The organism is Pseudomonas batumici (assembly GCF_036585405.1).
GTDB lineage: Bacteria > Pseudomonadota > Gammaproteobacteria > Pseudomonadales > Pseudomonadaceae > Aquipseudomonas > Aquipseudomonas batumici.
The window spans coordinates 6,781,387-6,801,123 of the sequence record NZ_CP144470.1 but is presented as its reverse complement, the minus strand read 5'-3'; the positions used below and the strand labels follow the sequence as shown (position 1 = coordinate 6,801,123).

General features: G+C 53.2%; 18 protein-coding genes and 2 pseudogenes. 9 read left to right on the top strand and 11 right to left on the bottom strand.

Translation table 11 applies throughout. The features are described 5' to 3' along the window. The first annotated feature begins 160 nt into the window (after nucleotides 1-160). From NUH87_RS31165 to NUH87_RS31155, 3 genes and pseudogenes are all read left to right on the top strand, one after another. Nucleotides 161-1,170: pseudogene (locus tag NUH87_RS31165) on the top strand (zinc-binding alcohol dehydrogenase family protein). Between the two features lie 45 nt (nucleotides 1,171-1,215). Beyond that, a complete protein-coding gene (locus NUH87_RS31160) occupies nucleotides 1,216-1,641 on the top strand; it encodes a heme-binding protein (RefSeq protein WP_338524103.1) in 426 nt (141 codons plus the stop codon). Nucleotides 1,642-1,838: 197 nt separating this feature from the next. Then, nucleotides 1,839-1,997: pseudogene (locus NUH87_RS31155) on the top strand (gamma-glutamylcyclotransferase); the annotation flags it as partial. Between the two features lie 79 nt (nucleotides 1,998-2,076). Here the strand turns inward: NUH87_RS31155 and NUH87_RS31150 are convergent. From NUH87_RS31150 to NUH87_RS31140, 3 genes are all read right to left on the bottom strand, one after another. Continuing rightward, entirely contained in the window at nucleotides 2,077-3,702 is a 1,626-nt protein-coding gene (locus NUH87_RS31150; RefSeq protein WP_338524102.1) for a methyl-accepting chemotaxis protein, read from the bottom strand. A 276-nt stretch (nucleotides 3,703-3,978) separates the two neighbouring features. Further along, complete coding sequence (locus NUH87_RS31145) at nucleotides 3,979-5,061, bottom strand: hypothetical protein (RefSeq protein WP_338524101.1); 1,083 nt, start codon at nucleotides 5,059-5,061, stop codon at nucleotides 3,979-3,981. Nucleotides 5,062-5,618: 557 nt separating this feature from the next. Next, nucleotides 5,619-6,971, bottom strand: a complete 1,353-nt coding sequence (locus tag NUH87_RS31140; protein WP_338524100.1) for a 2-hydroxycarboxylate transporter family protein — start codon at nucleotides 6,969-6,971, stop codon at nucleotides 5,619-5,621. A 604-nt stretch (nucleotides 6,972-7,575) separates the two neighbouring features. On the opposite strand from NUH87_RS31140, the gene NUH87_RS31135 reads away from it, so the two are divergent. The 3 genes from NUH87_RS31135 to NUH87_RS31125 all read left to right on the top strand — a co-directional run bounded on the left by NUH87_RS31135 (nucleotide 7,576) and on the right by NUH87_RS31125 (nucleotide 10,464). Further along, nucleotides 7,576-8,919 carry an OprD family porin gene (locus NUH87_RS31135; RefSeq protein WP_338524099.1) on the top strand — a complete coding sequence of 448 codons (1,344 nt, stop codon included), beginning with the start codon at nucleotides 7,576-7,578 and terminating at the stop codon, nucleotides 8,917-8,919. Nucleotides 8,920-9,556: 637 nt separating this feature from the next. After that, nucleotides 9,557-10,153: a hypothetical protein gene (locus NUH87_RS31130; protein WP_338524098.1), complete on the top strand. Its 597-nt coding sequence runs from the start codon at nucleotides 9,557-9,559 to the stop codon at nucleotides 10,151-10,153. Then, nucleotides 10,150-10,464 (top strand): hypothetical protein, encoded by a 315-nt coding sequence (locus NUH87_RS31125; protein ID WP_338524097.1) that lies wholly within the window; start codon nucleotides 10,150-10,152, stop codon nucleotides 10,462-10,464. Before NUH87_RS31130 ends, NUH87_RS31125 begins: the two co-directional genes overlap by 4 nt. A gap of 408 nt (nucleotides 10,465-10,872) precedes the next feature. Here NUH87_RS31125 and NUH87_RS31120 read toward each other — a convergent pair whose 3' ends face one another. Next, a complete protein-coding gene (locus NUH87_RS31120; protein ID WP_338524096.1) occupies nucleotides 10,873-11,421 on the bottom strand; it encodes a hypothetical protein in 549 nt (182 codons plus the stop codon). A 213-nt stretch (nucleotides 11,422-11,634) separates the two neighbouring features. Between NUH87_RS31120 and NUH87_RS31115 the strand changes: the two genes are divergently transcribed. Next, nucleotides 11,635-11,964, top strand: coding sequence for a hypothetical protein (locus tag NUH87_RS31115; protein ID WP_338524095.1), 330 nt, complete (start codon nucleotides 11,635-11,637; stop codon nucleotides 11,962-11,964). A 76-nt stretch (nucleotides 11,965-12,040) separates the two neighbouring features. Here NUH87_RS31115 and NUH87_RS31110 read toward each other — a convergent pair whose 3' ends face one another. Continuing rightward, the gene (locus tag NUH87_RS31110) at nucleotides 12,041-13,105 is read right to left on the bottom strand and encodes a scabin-related ADP-ribosyltransferase (RefSeq protein ID WP_338524094.1); all 1,065 of its coding nucleotides are present in this window, start codon (nucleotides 13,103-13,105) and stop codon (nucleotides 12,041-12,043) included. Between the two features lie 160 nt (nucleotides 13,106-13,265). Between NUH87_RS31110 and NUH87_RS31105 the strand changes: the two genes are divergently transcribed. Both NUH87_RS31105 and NUH87_RS31100 read left to right on the top strand, forming a co-directional pair. Then, on the top strand, nucleotides 13,266-13,760 hold the full coding sequence (locus NUH87_RS31105) for a hypothetical protein (RefSeq protein WP_338524093.1): 495 nt from the start codon (nucleotides 13,266-13,268) through the stop codon (nucleotides 13,758-13,760). A 24-nt stretch (nucleotides 13,761-13,784) separates the two neighbouring features. After that, nucleotides 13,785-14,924: a hypothetical protein gene (locus NUH87_RS31100; RefSeq protein ID WP_338524092.1), complete on the top strand. Its 1,140-nt coding sequence runs from the start codon at nucleotides 13,785-13,787 to the stop codon at nucleotides 14,922-14,924. A 104-nt stretch (nucleotides 14,925-15,028) separates the two neighbouring features. Here the strand turns inward: NUH87_RS31100 and NUH87_RS31095 are convergent, their stop codons facing one another. The 6 genes from NUH87_RS31095 to NUH87_RS31070 form a co-directional block, all read right to left on the bottom strand. Beyond that, the gene (locus NUH87_RS31095) at nucleotides 15,029-15,646 is read right to left on the bottom strand and encodes a hypothetical protein (RefSeq protein WP_338524091.1); all 618 of its coding nucleotides are present in this window, start codon (nucleotides 15,644-15,646) and stop codon (nucleotides 15,029-15,031) included. 111 nt (nucleotides 15,647-15,757) lie between these two features. Next, a complete protein-coding gene (locus NUH87_RS31090; protein WP_338524090.1) occupies nucleotides 15,758-16,828 on the bottom strand; it encodes an EscU/YscU/HrcU family type III secretion system export apparatus switch protein in 1,071 nt (356 codons plus the stop codon). A 4-nt stretch (nucleotides 16,829-16,832) separates the two neighbouring features. After that, nucleotides 16,833-17,591 carry a type III secretion system export apparatus subunit SctT gene (gene sctT, locus NUH87_RS31085; protein WP_338524089.1) on the bottom strand — a complete coding sequence of 253 codons (759 nt, stop codon included), beginning with the start codon at nucleotides 17,589-17,591 and terminating at the stop codon, nucleotides 16,833-16,835. A 54-nt stretch (nucleotides 17,592-17,645) separates the two neighbouring features. Continuing rightward, nucleotides 17,646-17,903 (bottom strand): type III secretion system export apparatus subunit SctS, encoded by a 258-nt coding sequence (gene sctS / locus NUH87_RS31080; protein ID WP_338524088.1) that lies wholly within the window; start codon nucleotides 17,901-17,903, stop codon nucleotides 17,646-17,648. Nucleotides 17,904-17,922: 19 nt separating this feature from the next. Further along, nucleotides 17,923-18,603, bottom strand: a complete 681-nt coding sequence (locus tag NUH87_RS31075; protein WP_338524087.1) for an EscR/YscR/HrcR family type III secretion system export apparatus protein — start codon at nucleotides 18,601-18,603, stop codon at nucleotides 17,923-17,925. An 86-nt stretch (nucleotides 18,604-18,689) separates the two neighbouring features. Continuing rightward, a complete protein-coding gene (locus tag NUH87_RS31070) occupies nucleotides 18,690-19,601 on the bottom strand; it encodes a FliM/FliN family flagellar motor switch protein (RefSeq protein ID WP_338524086.1) in 912 nt (303 codons plus the stop codon). Between the last annotated feature and the right edge of the window lie 136 nt (nucleotides 19,602-19,737).

Sequence of the window (19,737 nt, the reverse complement as noted above, 5' to 3'; positions counted from 1 at the left end):
CCACATCATCCAATCGAATCATTTTCTTGAAATCGCAGAAAGTGTTATAGGCAGAGACCTATTTTTCCTCAGATACAGGAAAGACACAATGTCCACGCCCTAACGCGTGCGCCTCCATCAAATCAGCAGCGCGTTTTAACCCTCTTCGGAGAATTTGCGCATGAAAGCCGTTGGCTTCTTTCACAACCATCCTGTTGATCATCCACAGGCCCTTGAAGATGTTGAATTGCCAACACCCGACCTACGCGACCATGATCTGCTCGTCGAGATCAAGGCTGTTTCCGTGAACCCGGTAGATACCAAGATCCGCGCCAATGGCGATGTTCCGCACGATGCCCGCGCATCCTTGGCTGGGACGCGGCCGGTATAGTCCGCTCGGTTGGCACCCGCGTCACACTATTCAAACCAGGCGACCGGGTCTGGTATGCAGGCGATATAACGCGACCAGGCAGCAACGCCGAGCTACAGGCGATCGACGAGAGGATCGTTGGCCCAATGCCAGAGTCCCTGGACTTTGCCGATGCGGCGTCATTACCGCTGACCGCCATCACCGCCTGGGAATTACTCTTCGACCGCCTGCGGATCCATGAGGCCGATCCGACTGAGGCTCGCTTATTGTTGGTGGTGGGTGCGGCCGGCGGCGTGGGCTCCATTCTTACCCAACTCGCCCGTCGCCTGACCGGTATCACAGTCATTGGCACGGCTTCACGAGCAGAAACGCGTGAATGGGTTCTTGAGCATGGCGCTCATCACGTCATTGATCATCATCAAGCCTGGGCACCACAGCTCGCGGCGCTGGGCGTCACAGAAGTGGACTATGTGGTAGGGCTCAACGAAAGCGCAGGCTACGTGCCGCAAATCGCTGCGGTCATGCGGCCCGAGGGTCAATTCGCCCTGATCGACGACCCAAAGAACCTGAACATCGGCCCATTCAAGTCGAAGTCGATCTCCATCCACTGGGAGCTGATGTACACCCGCTCGATCTTCAGCACACGCACCCTCGCTCGTCAGCATGCTTTGTTGCGGCGCATCGCACAGTTGATTGATAGGGGCGACCTGGTCCACACGCAAACCCTTCGAATCGAAGGCATCGATGCCGCCGCCCTGCTGAAGGCACACGCGCTTGTCGAAGCCGGCGACATGATCGGAAAAGTCGTTCTGGCTCGCTGATCCGCCCCCCCCTCCCCAAAAAACCTGTTCAGATTCGGAATCCCCATGACTTCTCAGACCATCACCACCACCCAGCTCAACCTGAATGCTGCTTATGAGTTGCTCGCACAAGCGCGTCGAGCCTGTGCTGAGCGGGGCTTTGCGGCCACTATCGCGATTACCGATGCAGGCGGCCATCTGCGGGTATTTGAACGAGCAGACAATGCCCCATTCCTGACGGTTTCAGTGGCAATCGATAAGGCGTGGACCGCGGCTTCGTTCGGTATGTCTACTTCCCAATGGAACCAATACATGGCTGAACCGACCGTAGCACCACTGGCTCAACATCCACGGTTGACGCCTGTGGGCGGCGGCGCGCCAATCATCATAGACGGCCAGATTGCAGGAGGTATCGGAATCTCCGGTGGCTCTTCGGTACAGGATCACGAAGCCGCCGAAGAGGCACTTCGGGCGATGAATCTGATCGGATAAAAAGCGTTCCACGCTAACTGTTTCGTGGAATGGTTCAAACTTGGCCAGGAAACTGGCCAAGCGGCAGGAACAGCGTCAACCAATCCCCCAGATTCTCAGTAGATTGGCCAGTACCTTCACACGCCGATCTGATGAGATTTTGAACTACGAACCTAGGTCAATGATCTGGAGACCTGGGCGGGACAACACTAAGTGCTCAGGGTCATCGGGGCACGCCGGAGTTTCCGGGGTTGGTGTTCGGCCTGGATCGCGGCGGTTCCTCCAGTGGCTTTGCCTACCGGTTACCGGACGATCAGTTGGAGGCTTCGTTCTGTGCCTTGTGGCAGCGCGAGATACCGGTGCCTTCCTACCGTCCGGCCTCGCATTAACACCATGGACCTGTAGTAGCGGCATTCAGTTGCTCGCGCCTACAACACCGGCACACCCGATCGATAATCAGATCACGAACTTCGCGACCATAGCATTCAAGTCCACCGCCAGGCGCGACAGTTCCTGAGTGGCGACGCTGGTCTGATTGGCACCGGTGGTCGACTGGGACGCCAGGTCGCGGATGTTCACCAGGTTGCGGTCCACTTCACGCGAGACCTGGGCCTGCTCCTCCGAGGCGCTGGCGATCACCAGGTTGCGCTCGTTGATCAGGTTGATCGAGTGGGTGATCTGCTCCAGGGCCACGCCGGCGGCACGGGCCATCTCCAGGGTGCTCTGGGTCCGCTGGTTACTCTGCTGCATCGATTGCACGGCCTGGCCGGTGCCATTCTGGATCCCGGCGACCATCTGCTCGATTTCCTTGGTCGACTGCTGGGTGCGATGGGCCAGTGCCCGCACTTCATCGGCCACCACCGCAAAACCGCGGCCGGCCTCGCCTGCCCGCGCGGCTTCGATGGCGGCGTTGAGCGCCAGCAGGTTGGTCTGTTCGGCGATGGCACGGATCACATCCAGCACCTGACCGATATCCCGGCCCTGGGTCGCCAGGCCCTCGATCAGCACCGAGGTGCTTTGTACGTCCCGGGTCATGGCCTGGATCGCGTCCACCGTCTCCACGACCCGGTTGCGCCCTTCAAGTGCCGCCTGGTTGGACTGCTGCGAAGCTTCGGAAGTCGACACCGCATTGCGCGCCACTTCTTCTACCGCACTGGTCATTTCATTGACCGCCGTGGCGGCCTGCTCGATCTCGTTGTTCTGCTGCTGCAGCCCGCGGGACGACTCCTCGGTCACGGCACTGAGCTCCTCGGCCGCCGAGGCCAAGTGCGTGGCGGAACCTGCGATCTGTTCAATGGTCTTGCGCAGATTGCCTTGCATCTTCGACAACGCTGTCAGCAAACGGGCCGGCTCATCCTTGCCCTCGGCGACAATGGCCTTGGTCAGGTTGCCACCGGCAATGATTTCAGCGGCTTCGACCGCCTGGTTCAGCGGCACGACGATGCTGCGGGTCAACAGCCAAGCCAGCAGCACGGTCATCGCCGCCGCCAGAGCCGAGACCAGAAGAATGCCGAGGCTGGCGTTGCTATATTGCTCGTCGGCGTCGTTCGATGCGTCCCTGGCCCCCTTCATGTTGATCTCCACCAACAGCTTGAGCTGCTCCTCCATCACATCCGAATTGGCCTTGAGCTGGTTTTTCATTAGGTTACCCAACTCCTCGACCTTGTTCTGGCGCGACAGCTCCAACGCCTGGTTCAGGCCCCCTATATAAGTATCGAGCGTCGCCGCGAACTCCTTGTACTTGGCCAGCCGATCCCCATCAGCCGGTAAATCTGCGTAGGCTTTCTCGTCCTTGCGAACTTTGTCGATCAGACCAACGATGCGTGGGTACTCGCTCTGCAAGGACTCGGGCTCACGGTTGATCAGAATCCGATAGAACACAATACGCATACGCAGAATGTATTCGCCCACATTGTCCAGATATTTCACGCTGGGTAGTTGATTGGTATACATATCAACGGACGCGTGACGAATCACTGTCATACGAGTTTGGGAAAAGACCCCTAGCACAATCACCAGTAATGCAATGAAGGCGAAACCGAGAAAGGCGCGAGGAGCGATTTTCATATTTCGTAGGGACATGGACTGCTCTCTTATAGATGTGAGAATACCTGCTTCCATACCGGAGACGCACCAGATAGCAACAGGCTAGACCGACAGTACCGACCCACTCCTTCCATCGAGAGCAGGCTTGGACTGATTATATGAGGATGGCAATGGGAGGAAAGGCAAAAGCTATTTCGCATCAGCATTCGAGACGATACCGATCAAGCGTTTTTTCTGGATACACAGACGACCGACAGCCTTGCGCGCCGCCTGTATTGGCGACGCGCAAGACTGGACGATCAGGATGAAAAATCAGTTACCTGGTTCGAAGACGGCAACGCAACCATTACAGTCACCACCCTTCGCGCCGAGCGGCACGAAGACGTGGTTATTCTTCTCGCTGACAGCGACCGAATGCGGGGTGCCGCCAGGCAGTTTTATGCGCTGGACGAGGGTATTGGATTTCGCGTCGATGACACCGAGTTCCGGGGCACCCGGCATGTTGCGCGAAGCGCTGTAATATTGATTGACTTTCGGATTGTAGGCGACCATGTCGGCTGCACCGAGACCAGGAATGACCTTGACCACCGAGCCGTCGGTTTTCATGACCACGAGCACCGGCTTCAAGCCGCCGTCCTTGCTCCCGGCGTCGCAACCCAACAGCAGATTGGCGCCAGGTCCTTTCACCAGACCATTGGGATGACAGTCATTCACAGGCATCAGTTTCTCGAGCTTGCCGCTGCTCGGGTCGATGACGGCGACGGCGCCCTTGGCCTTATCCTTCTTCAACTCGGGAACCGAAACATAGAACTTCTTCGTCACAGCATCGTAGATAGGCTGTTCGACTCCGTCCGTGGCATCCTCAAAAACAATCTTGGACACGACTTTATGCCCGGCCTCGGTCGAGAACAGCGTCAGGAACGGCGGCTCGTCAGCATTGTTGCCGACAATCACAACGTGGGCGTCTGGATCGTATGCCATCTCGTCAACCCGGGCCTTTCCGCCGGTCGAAAGGGTATCAGTGACTTTTTTCGTCTTGAGGTCGATGACCTTCACAGTACTGTCGCCGTCGCCGGCCCACACATCGCCGCCAGCGACGACGACACCGTTCGGACCCGATACAGAACTGCTCTTCAATTGCCCTACGAATCCGCCGAGCAGCCGGTCGACCATTTTTCCGCTGGTGACATCGAACACGTCGACAGACTTGTTGGATCTATCGGCCAAATAGTAAAGGTTGGTTGCTTGATCGACGTAGGTGATGTCGAAACCGTTGAGAGGTTCGCCTGGAATTTCCAATTTTCCGATCTGTTTCAGATCAGCAGCACTCACTGAAGTGGCAATTAAGCTCAAGGCCCATATTGCAGTTGCACAACCCAACAATTTCCGCTGCATATCGTGTTTTCTCCAGAACTATTCGGATATTTTTTTTATTCGCTTCCAGTAAGCCGCCCCTAGCCAACCGAGACGCCTAACACTTTCGACCGCCTGATTAATTTCGACTAAATGCATACACGATGTCAACATTAGATGTGCTCACACGTGCAGATTGCGCGCCTTTAGGAAATATTATTACTTGCAGCCCTGCTACTTTTACTGCGTTACAACACTCGAATCACCCTTGATCAAAACATGTTCTGTCAAATCAATGGCGAGCCTGACGGAATCATTAATCCGAAATAGCCTTTTCATAAGCACTCATACTTTACCTCGCCCAAACACGCCACACTGAAGTCTTCAGAAAACGTACTCCACACCTGTTTATTCATGCTGTACGGGTGGGTTGAGCAATATCCATGAGTGTTGTTGAAACTGGATAATATTCCAAACTTTGAGGTGGGCGTCTGTCGGAAAAGAGCAAGACGCTGGTAGAGCGGCGACAAAGCACAGTCCTGCACTTCGTCGCTTGCACTCCGTCAAACAGGCCGAGTGAAACCCGGCCCGGGGGTTTCTTATGTCAACTGAGCGATGGCGATCAACGCCAATGTCACCATGATACCGCCGCCGATGCGCGTGGCGATTTGCGCAAACGGCATCATCTGCATGCGGTTGGCGGCGGTCAAGATCGCCACGTCGCCGGTGCCGCCCTGGCCGCTATGACAAGCATTCACGATCGCGGTCTCGATCGGATACATTTTCATCCGGCGTCCGACCACAAAACCCGTCGCCATCAAGGTCACCACCGTTGCCACGATGGTGATCAGGTTGGGCAAATTAAAAGCGGCAACCAGCTTGTCCCACGGCGTCATGACCGCGCCGATCGCGAACAGCAACGGATAAGTCACTGCGGTCGAGAAGAACTTGTAGACGACAAACGAACCCTGCTGCAATTGCGGCGACACCGCGCGCGACAGCTTGAACACTACCGCGACAAACAGCATCGCGACCGGCGCCGGAAATCCGAACAACTTGAAGGCCATCAAACCGACGATGTACAGCGTGATGGCGGTGATGCCCGCCGCGGCGATATGGGAGATATCCATATGGCCGCCCGGCAGGGCTTCTTCGCTCGGCTCCATGTCGTCGTGCTCGCCTGGCTGCAGACGGCCTTCGCCCGTCAGGTGCGGATTTTTCTTGCCATAGGCATTCAACAGTCCGGACAGCAGAATGGCCGTCAGGCTACCCAGCATCACTGGCGGCAGAACTTGCGCGAAAACATCGCCCTGGGGCACATGCTGGATAGCGGCATAACCGATCGACAACGGGATCGCGCCTTCGCCAACGCCGCCCGCCATGATCGGTACGACCAGATAGAAGAAGGTGTGGAAGGCGCCCAAGCCCAACAAGGTGCCGACCAGGGTGCCGACAATGGAAGCCGCCACGGTGCCGACAGCGAGCGGCACGAATATCTTCAGGAAGCCCTTGATGAGCACCGTTCTGTCCATGCTGAAAATACTGCCGACAATGATCGACGCGATGAACAGATAAAGGAAATTGGACGATTTGGTAAATTCCGCCACATTCTTGAGAACCAGATCCGGCACCAGATGCTGGAAAGCCAGAAACGAGGGAATGAACGTGGCGAAAATCGCGGCGGCGCCGATATTGCGGAAAAAGGGCAGACGCTTGCCGAGCTCGGCGCAGCTATAGCCGCCTATCGCCAGAATGGCGATCGACACGGAAATGTCAGTCGGCACCTTGTCGGTGAGGGCGAATCCACCGAGCAACACCAGAAGCAGCAGGTACACCGGCAACGGTATGATACCGATGCGAATCTCCATGATTTTCCACCAGCCGTACGGCCAGAATTTAGTGGATACTTCATCCTTGCCCATCAGCGGCTGCTCGGACGGACTCGCTTTCATAGTTCTCTCCACTGTTTTATTGTTTTCATTATTTTGTCAAATCTTCACGCAGCCAAATATATTGACCTCTGCAGAAACCGCAGATTTTGGTCATGCACCCATGACTATATACCGCGAACCTTTCTGACAGCTTTCAATAAAGCTCCTTAATAATATTGGCCCCTGCAGAAACCGCAGATTTTGATCTCGCATCCATTACTGTATACCACCAACCTTTCTGGAACCTTTCAACAAAGCCCCTTAACACTAACCTCTGCAGAAATCGCAGTTTTTGGTCTTGCGCCCACCACCTTAAACCACCAACCTTTCTGAAACCTTTCAATAAAGCGCCTTAAACAAGCAGCCCCCATATTATATGTTCGCGCCCTTATAAAACGGACCGACGGTAGATTAGATACAGCAAGCAATTTGCAAACATATCTCAATTACCATAAAACTCAGCAACCCACCGAAAACGAAGTTTACCCGACAAATACCGACCTGATATAAGTTCGCGCCGACGCAAAAATAAGAAAGCTGACGCTCAAAAAAAGAAAGAGCCGCCCAAACAAAAATACAGGTGGGACGGCAGTATTCTTCCTAAAAATAAACGGAGCAAATGACAATGCGCGTAATGAAGTGGAGCATGATCGCCCTGGCTGTTTCTGCAGTAGGTTCCCAATTGGCCATGGCTGAGCCATTTGTAACCTCTCAGGCTGATGCCCCGGGCTTTGTTGAAGGAGCCAAGGCTGGCGTGGTTCTGGAGAACTTCTACTTCAACCGGACCCGGCAGGATCAGAAAACGACAAAACGCAATAAAGACTCAATCGACTGGACCCAAGGCATCCGGGGCAAATTCAGCTCCGGCTACACTGCAGGTACTGTGGGTGTCAAGGTTGAAGGCTTTGGTGATGCGGCTTACAAACTCTATGGTCGTGACGATGAGGGTGGCTCGCTCAACCTACCCCGCAATAGCACCAATACTGGAAACGACAACAGCTACGGCAAAGCCGGTGCCGACATTGCGGTTCGCATCTCCAAAACCGAGCTGAAGTTCGGCGACTTCACCCCAAACACGGCGCCAGTATTCGCCTTCGGCACACCTCGTCAGTTCCAACAGACCGCCCGTGGCTTCCAACTGCAAAGCAGCGAAATCAAAGACCTCGATCTGGACGCCGGTCACTTCTACGCCAGCAGCAGCGAGGACAACACCACACTGCAAGGCAACCTCTTTAGCCAATACGGCGGTACTCCGATCAGAAGCATTGATTACGTGGGCGGCAAGTACGGCATCAATGAGAACCTGAGCGTATCTCTCTACGGCGCCAAGGCCCAAGACACGTGGAATCAGTACTACACCAACGCGACCTACACCCTTCCGTTGGCGACCGATCAGTCTCTGAACTTCGACTTCAACCTCTATCGCACCACCGACACCGGCGCGGCGAAAGCAGGCAAGATCTCCAACACCGCCTACTCGCTGGCAACGTCCTATGCGTTCCTGAAGGCACACACCGTTACTCTGGCGTTCCAGAAGATCAACGGCAACGAGCCATTCGACTACATCGGTGCGGGTGACAAAAACCGCGGTACCGAGTCGATTTTCCTGAGCAACTCGATTGAGTACTCCGACTTCAACGCCCCGGGTGAAAAATCCCTCCAGGCTCGTTATGACATCAAAATGGCCGAGTACGGTATCCCAGGCCTGAGCTTCATGGTTCGTTATGCCCATGGCGAAGGTATCGACGGCACCCATATGAACGCTGTATATGCTGCCAATAACGGCTATGGCTCAAATGGTCATCACTTCGAAACCAACCTGGAAGCCAAGTACGTTGTCCAGTCTGGCCCTCTGAAAAACCTGTCCATCCGTGCACGCCAGGCTTGGCACCGTGCCAATGCTGCCGAGAGCGAAGGCAACGTCAACGACTTCCGCCTGATCACCGACTACCCAATCAACTTCCTGTAATCACCTGATTACCTGCTGGATGATGTGACACTCGGTTAAAGAACGGCCCATCCTGGTGATGGGCCTTTTTTATTGTGCGCCAGGCATGCCGTGTAGCGCCGTGACTGGCGCTGTTCGGTTCACTGTGGTGGTGATTCGGACGATTATCTCAACGTCAAACCCAAAAAACGCACAAACAAAAACGCCACTCAATTGAGTGGCGTTTTTGTGTATTTGGAGCGGGAAACGGCCCACTGAGCCCCACCGCAATCCACTGATTCTGAACGCCTTTATCGTGCCACAACCTCGCTGATAGGCAAGATTATGGACAGCGGGATTGAGGTTGGCAAGTCTCCTTCAGCTCAGGGCGGAGGCCTGTCGGTAACCGGCTTCCCTCTGACGCCGGGATGCCGGCGAGTGCGCGAAACTCATTCAAGCTGTGGGTCGCGCCAATATCGTAGACGATCTGAGCCGCGCTCTGCACACATTCGACGCAAAACCACAAGCCCCTATTGGACGATTGAGCACTCACTGACTACGCTGAATCCGCGTTCGTGCGTTCGCGATCCTGGCGGTCTGTTACAACGTCGTTACCGGCTTGGTACAGCGAAAATTGAAGTTCGCTTTTCGATGAAGATCGACTTTAAAGGAGAGAATCATGAGCACTGTTCAAACAGATCGCTTGACATTCAATGCCCTGACCTTGGCACAGGGGGCGATCAACGCAGTACAGTGGGCCTTGCCTTATGGCTCAAACAACCAACTCGAGAGTCTAAAAGCGACTCGAACCGGAGAGGATCCCCAAGGACAGACTGGCGCAAGGGTGAATGCCATTCGTGAAGGCCTCTATATATTGTTACGACAGCCACATGCCCCGCTTCCGCCCTATTTTGCTGAGGGTGGTGCTCTTTACTGGTGCGCCATGTTCTCTGGCGTCGCGTTGTACTATGGCGCTGGCAATTGCGGTGAGCATGCCAGCCTGGCGTTCAACTATCTTACTCTTTTCGGATTTCCCGGCATCGAGATACAGCGCGTCAACAGCGATTTCAACGAGCATGCATTCTGTGTGATTACCTGGGATGGCTGCAAAGACCCGGTAATCTGTGATGCTTGGGCGAGCCAACCTCAAGCTTGCTTGTATTCACACTTCTTCGCCAACCCCAAGCTCTTCCCGAGTACAAAGGTCCCCTGCCCGAATACAAAATCGATGCTCACTATTGCATCACCGAAAAGAACATGGGGCATGACATCATGAAGGACGCATTTCAAGCATTGAAGCCAGAGGCGCCAGGAACCTTACCCCGGCAGTCGACGATCAAGGGACTCTCCAAGGAGGAGGCCCTGAAGAAAATCGAAAACTATAAGAAATATGGTATCTATCACCTCATATACACATTGGCCCCTGAGTTCCCTCAGATCGAGTACCAGTACGAAGGAAAAACACTGCACGAAGTCTCTCCAATGGGTGAGCGGTGGACAGCCTCTATACTGCCCGTTATCGAGGAGGTCGATAACGAGCTGCGAATTCTCGACCCTGAGCTGCGCTATGTGGGAAAACGCGGCTAATGGCCACTGTACGACCGCACTGTCACCAAGAAGATCAGATAAATGGTCATGCATCAAGCAGCATCCCAACTATAATCTTTCGCGGCGAGCGCAGTAATCGCCATTAATTTGACGAATACGAGGACTAGGTTATGGAAATGAAAATGATTTTCGCTAGCTTCCTGATCTGCGGTGCCCTGGGCTTGGGCAGTCTCCCAGCGTATGCGGATGATCTGCCAGGCCCTTTAGGTGGAATTGCAAAGACAGTAGGCGACACGGTAGGTGGATTGCTAGGTGACGTGGAAGATTGTCTCCCTGGAGGCAGTGGTTGCAGTGGTGACTGAGGCACTCCATTAAACTCTACCATTTTAATTGAGCTTTCTTAGGGAACAGTCAGCATTAGCAAGGATGCTATAACGATGGTCAATTTCAAGGCACCGATTGAGGAGAATATTCCAACGTTTGTTTTTTTGCGCGTTCTTTTAGTAACTTGGCGAGCTCGATACCTTTAACTTCAACTGTTAATTTATTATAAAAAATGTCACTTTGATTACCTTTGATCAAATTTTCGAGGAAATGATGATCTATCTCGGAGAGCTTGGATTCGATGAATTTTGCGGTATCTTTAGAGAACTCTAGGTGCTCAACCTTGTTGAGGGTTTCCATTTGATAGACGGCGAGCGCTGGGAGCAGTGAGGTTTCTACATAGTTCGGTTCTCTATAGTCATTCAAGTGTTTCTCCTCTCCTGCTGTAAGTCGAGCACCTTGATCGAATTTTGAGGTGAGCAAGCTGTTTAAGTCATCACTCAACACCAGCACCTGCAGATGGGTTATTTGCTTCTGGAGCATACCTATAAAAGTCTCGACACTATCGACTCTCATCTCGGAAAGCGCCTCTATATCATCCATTTTTTCGAATGCAATTGAAGTATCAAAAACAGCCTTGCCTGTGTGAGCAAGAGCAAGTGTCGTTCCCATGACGGCTGGGTTGGTTTCTACGCTGTGAGGTAAAGCTATAGGGAAGTGGTTCAGGCTGTCTAAGGTGATATGTCAACCGGGATATTGCTCTCAGGATGTTTTTGTAGTCTTGGACGCCGATCAAATATAAGACAAGTCCTAGGGACTCCCCACCCGGGCGCTGCAAGACTGCCAAGGGAGTGAGCTAGAACCCCGGCTAGGAGAAATCCCACAATGGAATACAATAAAGCAAATATCGTTGTGCACACGGGCGCGGATGAGCCCGTTCGACTCCAAGACATTGCCTTCCTGTTCAAGCCAGGCATACGAAATCTGGCAGTGAACGTGGATCCCACAGGCGCTATCGTTCAGAGAGCGGGATGGCTCTCCCTGAGAACTGACGAATTTGAGGGCTGGCAAGGTACTTACAAGTTAGAAGTGACATACCCCAATGACCGGAAAAGTACTTTCCTATTTGAAGTGACTCGCACGTTCAACAACCCTATCAACGAGGATGGGAAGCTCTGGTTCCCCGTGATGCCACCCATGGCGAGGCCCTATTAATTATATACTCATCCAGAGGCGGCAAGTGTCGCGACACTCTTGGGTCAACCGATCAAAGTGTCGCGCACCTCACGTATCAGCGGCATTTGTTCTCCTTCAGCAGATCGCGATAGACAACAACCGTTTGGGTTTTCCGGTTATCCGCGGTCAGAGAGAACTGCTTGCTTTTATGCTGTTCCAGTTGTGGCTCTCCATTCATGTACCAGCAGCCCCCTTTGTCCCGTTCAGTCGAGATGATTACCGTCGTTCCCTCTTTATAGCGTCGCGTGTTGGCCCCGACTTTCTCCCCTTCGGGAGAAACCTTGAGCGCGAGATCGGGAGCATCGCCCTCGACAGTGATCAGGTCGAACTCACCCGCTTTGGCGTTGGTGCCCTGGAAGTTAGGGTTGGCGATAAACTCAATCGGTGACTGCGGATTGCTTGAGTCCGCCTTTCTGAAGACACCCTTGATAAACCTGGACTGAATGCCTCCAAGAAAAAGGACGACATTTTTACTTGAGTTAGAAGTATCCGAAAGCGACTTACCTCTGTCTACCCCACCCGGGGCATCAATGACATACCCATTACCTCCTCCTTGCACACCGTACGCAAAGATGTAATACGGACTGTAGCCGGTATTCGTCAGGGCTGATTGCTCGGTATATTGTTCAGGGAAGAATAGCTTAAGGCTCCCCTCGCCATTTACCTTCCAGGGCCAGATACCGTATTCGAAGATCTGCTCTGGGGTCCGTCCGCTCCCCCCTCTGAACAGGATGTGACGGTCTGTGCGCCAGTGAATCGTTGTGTCTTTAAGGTTATCGTCCTTGAGACGAGTCGCGAGGTCGGTGCAGAGGGTCGTCGTCGTTTGCAGCCAGTTTTTATACCACTGCTGGCTGGTAAACCACGAGCTTTCTTCAAGAGGCTTGTTTTGTAGCCAAGGCGGGGTTTTGTTCTTGCCGGGCTTGCACTGCTCTAGGAAATTCGGTGGTTGTGGGTTCTCCGGGGCAAGCGCTGCCGACTGATCGGCCGCTTGTGCCGCGCTGGCGTGGGGACAGATGAATAATAATGCGCTGACTGCAATGGCGGTCAGTGTGTATGGCGCGACCAGAAAACCGCGTAAACGAACGACGGGGCGCGCGCCCGGATAAGCCGTGGTGAACATAGCCAACTCCTTGAGTGAAGTCTTGTTGTGGGGCGTTCGGTCAAGCGTAGTAGATCCCTGCTGAGCTGAAGATTTTTTTGATTCGGGAAGCTTTTTTAAAAGCAATTCATAATTGATCGCCTTATATAGTTATCACCTGCATTTCACGGTGCGCTATAGCATGGATTTAAAAATCAGCGATGACGGAACTTTCAACATTAGTCAAATAGAGAGTAATTGGACACAAAAGGTAAGAGGCTTCTTCAAATCTCTAGCTTTCGTGGGGAACTCGATAACAACCAGGAAAATCGAGAGCATCTATACTCCTGCACGTGTAGCCCTTGAAAAAGATAATGACGGGGATTGTGTGGCTTGTACTGAACTGATGAATAAACTTATAAGTGATTGCCTATCTGATTATAAAAGTAAAGAAACTCACTTTACTCGCATCGGCGCAGCCCTTGTTGTTTTCGGCCCCCATTATTTCCAGCTAAACGGCTCCACCGAGGAATTGAAAAAGCGCTACGATCAGGCAGGTAGCGTGATGAAAGAACGCATGCGTTTAGAGAAGGAAGAGGCCGAGAAGGCAAAAAAAATCAAGAACCTGATTAGACTTGAGCTTGTCGAACTCAAAAAAACAGGGGCTGTATTCTTTAAGAAGCTCATTCCTAAGTGAGTAATAAATCAAGGAGGAAAAACCATGAAAGGTATTTCGGGTATAGATGGCTCATCAGTGGGAGTCGTGCTAGGAGGGATGGCCGTCATCATCCAAAGCTCCGTGGCAAATGCACTCTTGGCAGTGAGTAACAGCAATAGACAGCAAGTAGTAAAAGAAGAGCCCTACATCTCGCCCACCGTCATGATGGCGCTAGGGGTCGGTGGCCTATTCGCTGCGGGGTTTGCCGCCTATCGCTATTTAAGCCCCTTGCCTCCCGTAAGGCCTAGGGGAAACCGCCATTATGCAGCGAGCAGCGGCGCAAAGAAGAAGACTCCCAAAACAACCCAGCCCCTCACCCCTAGTAAAAAAAACCGCTTAGTAACATCAGAGGATCAACTTATTAAGCGGACGCATGTTCAATGGAAAGTAATACCTTTGAGTGACAAAAAATATATCATCCAACATGTAACAGATCGATACCTGAGCTTGGAAGTCACACCTTGGAGCAAGGACAGACTTTCCCAACTGTATGAATTTAACCGCCTGCTAAAAATGAATACACCAGGAGAAACGCTTGAGCAATTCATATCCAATCACACCATAGATTTTGAGACTGTAAAGAAAGCAACGGAAGACTCGAATCCAGAGCCGAAACTGCTGCTTAATCTAACGCCTCTATGGACTCCTGAACAAGTCGAAATTGCCGAGCAGGACATCACAGCCATACAACTACCGAATACACCTTCTGCTACTACAGAAAATACGCCCTCGACCCAGGGGACTACTTCCAAGAGAAAGCATCAATCCACCGTGCCAACGAGCAGCCCTGCCCGTACCTCTGCGCGCCCAGAGAAACCACAACGTAAAATATTCATGACGCCTCTTTTTAATGAGCAATACAAACTGTTTACCCGTGGTGATCAAGCGCGCTCTGATCGTCTCGACAAGTTCTTAGCTGATGCGCGATTTCGCTCTATGCCGGGAGGGCACGCCCATCGTGTCGGGGAGTGGTTGAGCGTAGACTTTAATCCTGAAAAGGAAAAAGGAAGAGGAAAGTGGCGTATTCTCTACAAGCTTGACTCAGGGAAAGTTTCTATTTATGGAGTTGTAGATTACCACGACAACAAAATGGTTTACTGGGGCGCAAGAATGAGGGCGTCGCAAAGGCCCTTAGCAACATGAACAATAAGTCTTTCACCTAAGCACTCTAATATCTACAACTCAAGCAAGCGCCAGAATAAATCCTGACGCTTGCCTACGACTAGGAGTAACAAACAACAGCTTAACTATTTTACTTTACTCTCCAAAGCTATAAATTGCTTATGCCTTTTGATATGACCTTCGTACCCGCCATATGTTTTTTGCTGTGACTCAAACCACTTAAGTTCTTCTTTCAGCCTATTTATCGAATCTTCCTTTCTATTTTTCTCCTGTTCGGAAGTGGTTTTTTTTGCAACAGTAGCTCTAGGGTTTCGGTTATTACTTATTTCAGCACTCATGGAGCCAGTGGGTTTCCTTGCTACCTCAGTCTTGATTCCCATCCAATTCTCACCCTCTGCCATTTGCACAGAGGTTTTTACTCCCGTAGCGATGGTAGTATTTCCTTTTTTGCCTATAGCCCCGGCTGCGGGCCTCGCTGTTACCGCAGTGCTGATCTGCAGCTCATTTTTTTTAGTATTTCCCCGACTCCCCACAAGGCTAGTATTAAACGTTCTGCTCGCATGGTAGTATGCCTGAGCTTTTCTCACATTTCTCGGTGTCCTACAGCAAAAAAGGTTAAGAATCCCCTTGAAAGCACTCCTGAAAATATTACTTCCGGACTTCTTACTTCCGACCTTCTCAGCAGAAGAGGATTCAATATAACCAACCTGACCAACATCACATCTATTGCCAATTGTAGTCATTACGCCTCGCCACCTGATCACAGATAAACAAAATCCCCTATATTTTAGATATATCAGAGAAATTTTTCTTATAAAAAATGCTGTTTGCGAGTAGCTTTTACTTTGTCAATCTTAACTATCACCCCTGATCGTTTGATCCTCCAACGCTTCAGCCTGCCCAGCCCGTTCGACCTCTGCCAGCCAGGCCAAAATGCGCAATACCTCCTCGATCCATTGCGGGTTAACAAAGTCATAACGGCGCACGTGTTTGTACATCGCCCGGGCCAGAGGAATATCGCGTACCACGGGCGTACCGACTTTTTCCGCATAGGCGACCACGGCCTTGGCCACGGCGTTGGTCGCCACCAGTGAAACAAAGGGGCATTCGTTGATATCCGGTGCATAGAAGATCCCAATCGCAATATGGGTGGGGTTCGCCAGGACGAAGTTGGAGTTGGCCACATCGGACTTTTGCTGTGCGCTCAGTAACTCGCGGGCCAGTTTTTGGCGCTGCGATTTGATCTCGGGCTTGCCTTCGGTGTCCTTGCGTTCGCGCTTGACCTCTTGCTTGGTCATCTTCAAGTCGCGGTTGACCAGAAAAAACTCAACCAGTGCGTCGAGCAATACCACGACGATGCTGAACAACAGGTAGAACAGCACCAGGTAGAGCACCAAGCTGCTGAAGGTCTGGATAAAACCTGGAATATCCGCCCGCACCAGCGAGAACAAGCGCTGTTTGAAGACCTGCCAAAAGGTCCACCCGCCCATGGCGAAGGTCGTGAAATAAAGCAACGCCTTAAACGCATCCTTGAGGGTGCGCAGGGAAAACAGCTTTTTGAAACCCTGAATAGGATTGAGTGGGGAAAGGCTGGGTTTGAGTACTTCGCTCGCCAGCGAGAAGCGGGTTTGCAATAAGGTCGCCAGCGGGACGATCAGTAGCGTGACCCCGACCAGGCAGGCCGCAATCCCTGCGAAACTGATAAACACGCGCTTGACGACTTCATTCAACGGAACATCGTAGGCATGGCTGGAGAGGTAATCGAGCAAGCCAAAGATCGCCAACAGATCGACCGAAAGGTAAACGAAGCCCGCCACCACGAAGGTACTGACCAGGGTGGTGAGGTCCGCGCTCTTGTAGATCTGACCTTTTTTCGCTGAATCACGTTTCTTTTTATCGGTGGGCTGTTCCGTTTTCGCTTCCATGGCTTCAGCTCCCGACCAAGCGCAAGCTTGAGTCGAAGTCGACCAGGCGCATGAGTTCGCCGGGCAGGACCGGGCCGAAATACACCAGCATGACCAGGATCGCGATCAGGCTCTTGATCGTCAGCGAAATCGAGAAGGCATTCAATTGCGGGGCAAAACGCGACAATACCCCCAGGCTGACTTCGGCGAGAAACATCGAAACGATCGCCGGCCCGGCAAGAATGACGCCCTTCGCTACAGCCTGTTGCATCACCCCCACCAGGCTGAGGATCGCCTCACGACTGAGCACAAACACCTGCCCCACCGCCAATATCCGATAGCTCTCGGCCAGTAGCTGCATCAGCCCGAGCATCCCACCGCCCAGCAGGAATGCCGCGCACCAGAAGAAGGTGATGAAGCTCGAGAGCGGCGACGCTTCGGAACCCACTGCCGGGTTCAGCGTGTCGCCCATGGTCGCGCCGCGCTGGTTATCGATCAGTTCGCCAATGATATAGGCGACCCAAAACGGGAATGCCAGGGGAATGCCGATGGTCAGGCCGATCAGGAACTCATTGAAGATCAGCATCGCAATCCCCATCCGCGGAGCATCAGGTATCGCCGGCATGATCAAAGGCGCCAGGCCGATGACGATCAGCAGGATCAGGGTATTTTTCGTGAACATGCCGCCGAGCATGTCGCGACTGAAAAACGGCAGGAGGTACACCGCCGCACTGACCCGCGCGACACCGATCGCCAGCACCAATATGAAGTTGTCGAGTTGCACGTCAGCGCCCGCTCGCCAGTGGGCGCCATCGCCCCATGTCGCTACGGCGCGGTTTCATGACACAAACGCCATGCGCAGCAGTTCGTTGGTAAACACCAACAGATGCGCGGCCAGCCAGCCACGCATCAAATAGAGCACCAGGCAGACGGCCAGTAATTTGATGCCGAATGGCAGTGTCTGCTCTTGCATGTGGGTCACGGCCTGGACAATCGCCACCAACAGGCCGACAACAGTCGCCACCAGGATCGGTCCGGCGGAAAGAATCAGGATCAGGTACAGGGCCTGGTTACCCGCGAACACAAGGTTTTCCATGTCGACTCCCGACCTGCCGCTACGTCCAAAGATCCACGTATTGCAGAATCAAACCTTGTGAAAGCTTGGTCCAACCATCCACGGCCACGAATAGGATCAACTTGATGGGCAGTGACACCGTGACCGGACTCATCATCATCATGCCGAGTGAAAGCAGGATGTTGGAAATGACCATGTCGACCACGATAAAAGGCAGATAGACATAGAAGCCGATTTCGAAAGCGCTTTTGATTTCACTCAAGGCATAAGCGGGCAACAGGGCGAAAATCGACACCTCGCCCTCCACTTCCGCATCACCGATACCCGCGCTGCCCGGTTGGCGATGCTCGATTTGCTTGAGGTAGACGTCGTTGAAGAAGCCTGCCAGTTCTGGATCGGTATGTTTGCTCAGGTAGGTCTTGTAGCTGCCCAGGCCATGATTCAGGAAATTGTTGATCGACTCTGCATTGTTGAAGTCGGTTTGCTGCTCCTGACTGTAGGAGTAAGCCTCATTGACAATGGGCATCATGATAAACGCGGTCATCATCAAGGCCACGGCCTGAATCGTCAGGTTCGACGGAACCTGTTGCAGGCCGATGGCATTACGCACCAGCGAGAACACGATCGAGAACTTGATGAAACAGGTTCCCGCCGCGATCAGAAAAGGTAACAGGGTGGCGAACGCCAACGTAGCGATCAGGCCAATATCGTTCTGCAGCATGTGACTCAACTACTCCTGCCCAAGGGGCAAACATTCCTAAACATCAATGCAGCACGTCGATATAGCCGCTCGCTCATTGGGGGGTATCAGTCGCGACTGCGAAAATGCACGCGGGTCAGCTCGACACCGATGTGCTCACCGAGCGCGACCAGCTCACCCTCGGCCAGTGGCTGTTTACCGGCACGGATGCGTATGCGCTTCGCGGTGTCGGGGGGCAGCTCGAGGACATCGCCCTCATGCAGTGCGCAGAGTTCGGAAAGGGAGTACTCACGCTCGGCGAGGATGAACTCGATTTCGACGGGCAACTGGTCCGGTGCGAGGGAAACGAACTCGTCCAGTGGCGATTCAAGGTCGTACTCGGAGTCGAATGGGCGGGTCATGACAAATGCATCTCCATTGAAGTGGGCATGAAAAATGGGACGTCCAGGAATGCCGGCAGTACTTTGCCGCTGGGTAATCAACAGCACATCGCCTACGGCCAGGGCCACCAGCTCAGTTGAAGTCAAGGTCGATCGCCCCAGACAAAATGCTAACGGCCAGTGCACTCGCGTGCCCAAGGCTGTCAGCGCCTGCGGATCGGGCTCAGGGGGGGAGACTACGGAAAACAGGTCCGGCACGAAAAAATCCGAGTCCCCCATCGGTAAACGGTAAACCGGTGCAGTGAGCACACTTCCCAGCTGTAGACCCTCCACGTTGGCGTTATGCAAATAGGGATTGTCCGAGGCGTGTGAGCAGTATTCCGTTATGAGTTGGCGTAGCAGATCCGCATCGAAAAGATCAGCCGGCAAGCCGGCGTCCACGTCCAGCAGGGCATCGACCACTTGCTGCGTATCCAGATAGCCATGCTGCGACTGTGCACCGTCGATCCAGCGCAACACCGCGTATTGACGTTCCGGGCGCAAATGACTGACCGCGACCTGGGCACGCCATTGCACGGGAATGTTGCGAGCCATTCTGGCAATGAGCGGATCAACCCGCTTCAACGGTAATGTATTCAACACTCATCCTCCGCACGTTCCTCATAGGATCCTTGTTGCTGCTGGCGACCCTGCCCGCTGCGCTCGTCGCTGCTACGGGGTTGCTCAGGAGTAAAAGCCAACCCGGCAAGACTCTCTGTCAATTGTTGTTGCACTC

Coding starts and splice junctions, on each gene's coding strand:
- NUH87_RS31160 (WP_338524103.1), top strand. CDS start 1,216: ATGACTTCTCAGACCATCACCACCACCCAGCTCAACCTGAATGCTGCT.
- NUH87_RS31150 (WP_338524102.1), bottom strand. CDS start 3,702: ATGTCCCTACGAAATATGAAAATCGCTCCTCGCGCCTTTCTCGGTTTC.
- NUH87_RS31145 (WP_338524101.1), bottom strand. CDS start 5,061: ATGCAGCGGAAATTGTTGGGTTGTGCAACTGCAATATGGGCCTTGAGC.
- NUH87_RS31140 (WP_338524100.1), bottom strand. CDS start 6,971: ATGAAAGCGAGTCCGTCCGAGCAGCCGCTGATGGGCAAGGATGAAGTA.
- NUH87_RS31135 (WP_338524099.1), top strand. CDS start 7,576: ATGCGCGTAATGAAGTGGAGCATGATCGCCCTGGCTGTTTCTGCAGTA.
- NUH87_RS31130 (WP_338524098.1), top strand. CDS start 9,557: ATGAGCACTGTTCAAACAGATCGCTTGACATTCAATGCCCTGACCTTG.
- NUH87_RS31125 (WP_338524097.1), top strand. CDS start 10,150: ATGAAGGACGCATTTCAAGCATTGAAGCCAGAGGCGCCAGGAACCTTA.
- NUH87_RS31120 (WP_338524096.1), bottom strand. CDS start 11,421: ATGGGAACGACACTTGCTCTTGCTCACACAGGCAAGGCTGTTTTTGAT.
- NUH87_RS31115 (WP_338524095.1), top strand. CDS start 11,635: ATGGAATACAATAAAGCAAATATCGTTGTGCACACGGGCGCGGATGAG.
- NUH87_RS31110 (WP_338524094.1), bottom strand. CDS start 13,105: ATGTTCACCACGGCTTATCCGGGCGCGCGCCCCGTCGTTCGTTTACGC.
- NUH87_RS31105 (WP_338524093.1), top strand. CDS start 13,266: ATGGATTTAAAAATCAGCGATGACGGAACTTTCAACATTAGTCAAATA.
- NUH87_RS31100 (WP_338524092.1), top strand. CDS start 13,785: ATGAAAGGTATTTCGGGTATAGATGGCTCATCAGTGGGAGTCGTGCTA.
- NUH87_RS31095 (WP_338524091.1), bottom strand. CDS start 15,646: ATGACTACAATTGGCAATAGATGTGATGTTGGTCAGGTTGGTTATATT.
- NUH87_RS31090 (WP_338524090.1), bottom strand. CDS start 16,828: ATGGAAGCGAAAACGGAACAGCCCACCGATAAAAAGAAACGTGATTCA.
- sctS (WP_338524088.1), bottom strand. CDS start 17,903: ATGGAAAACCTTGTGTTCGCGGGTAACCAGGCCCTGTACCTGATCCTG.
- NUH87_RS31075 (WP_338524087.1), bottom strand. CDS start 18,603: ATGCTGCAGAACGATATTGGCCTGATCGCTACGTTGGCGTTCGCCACC.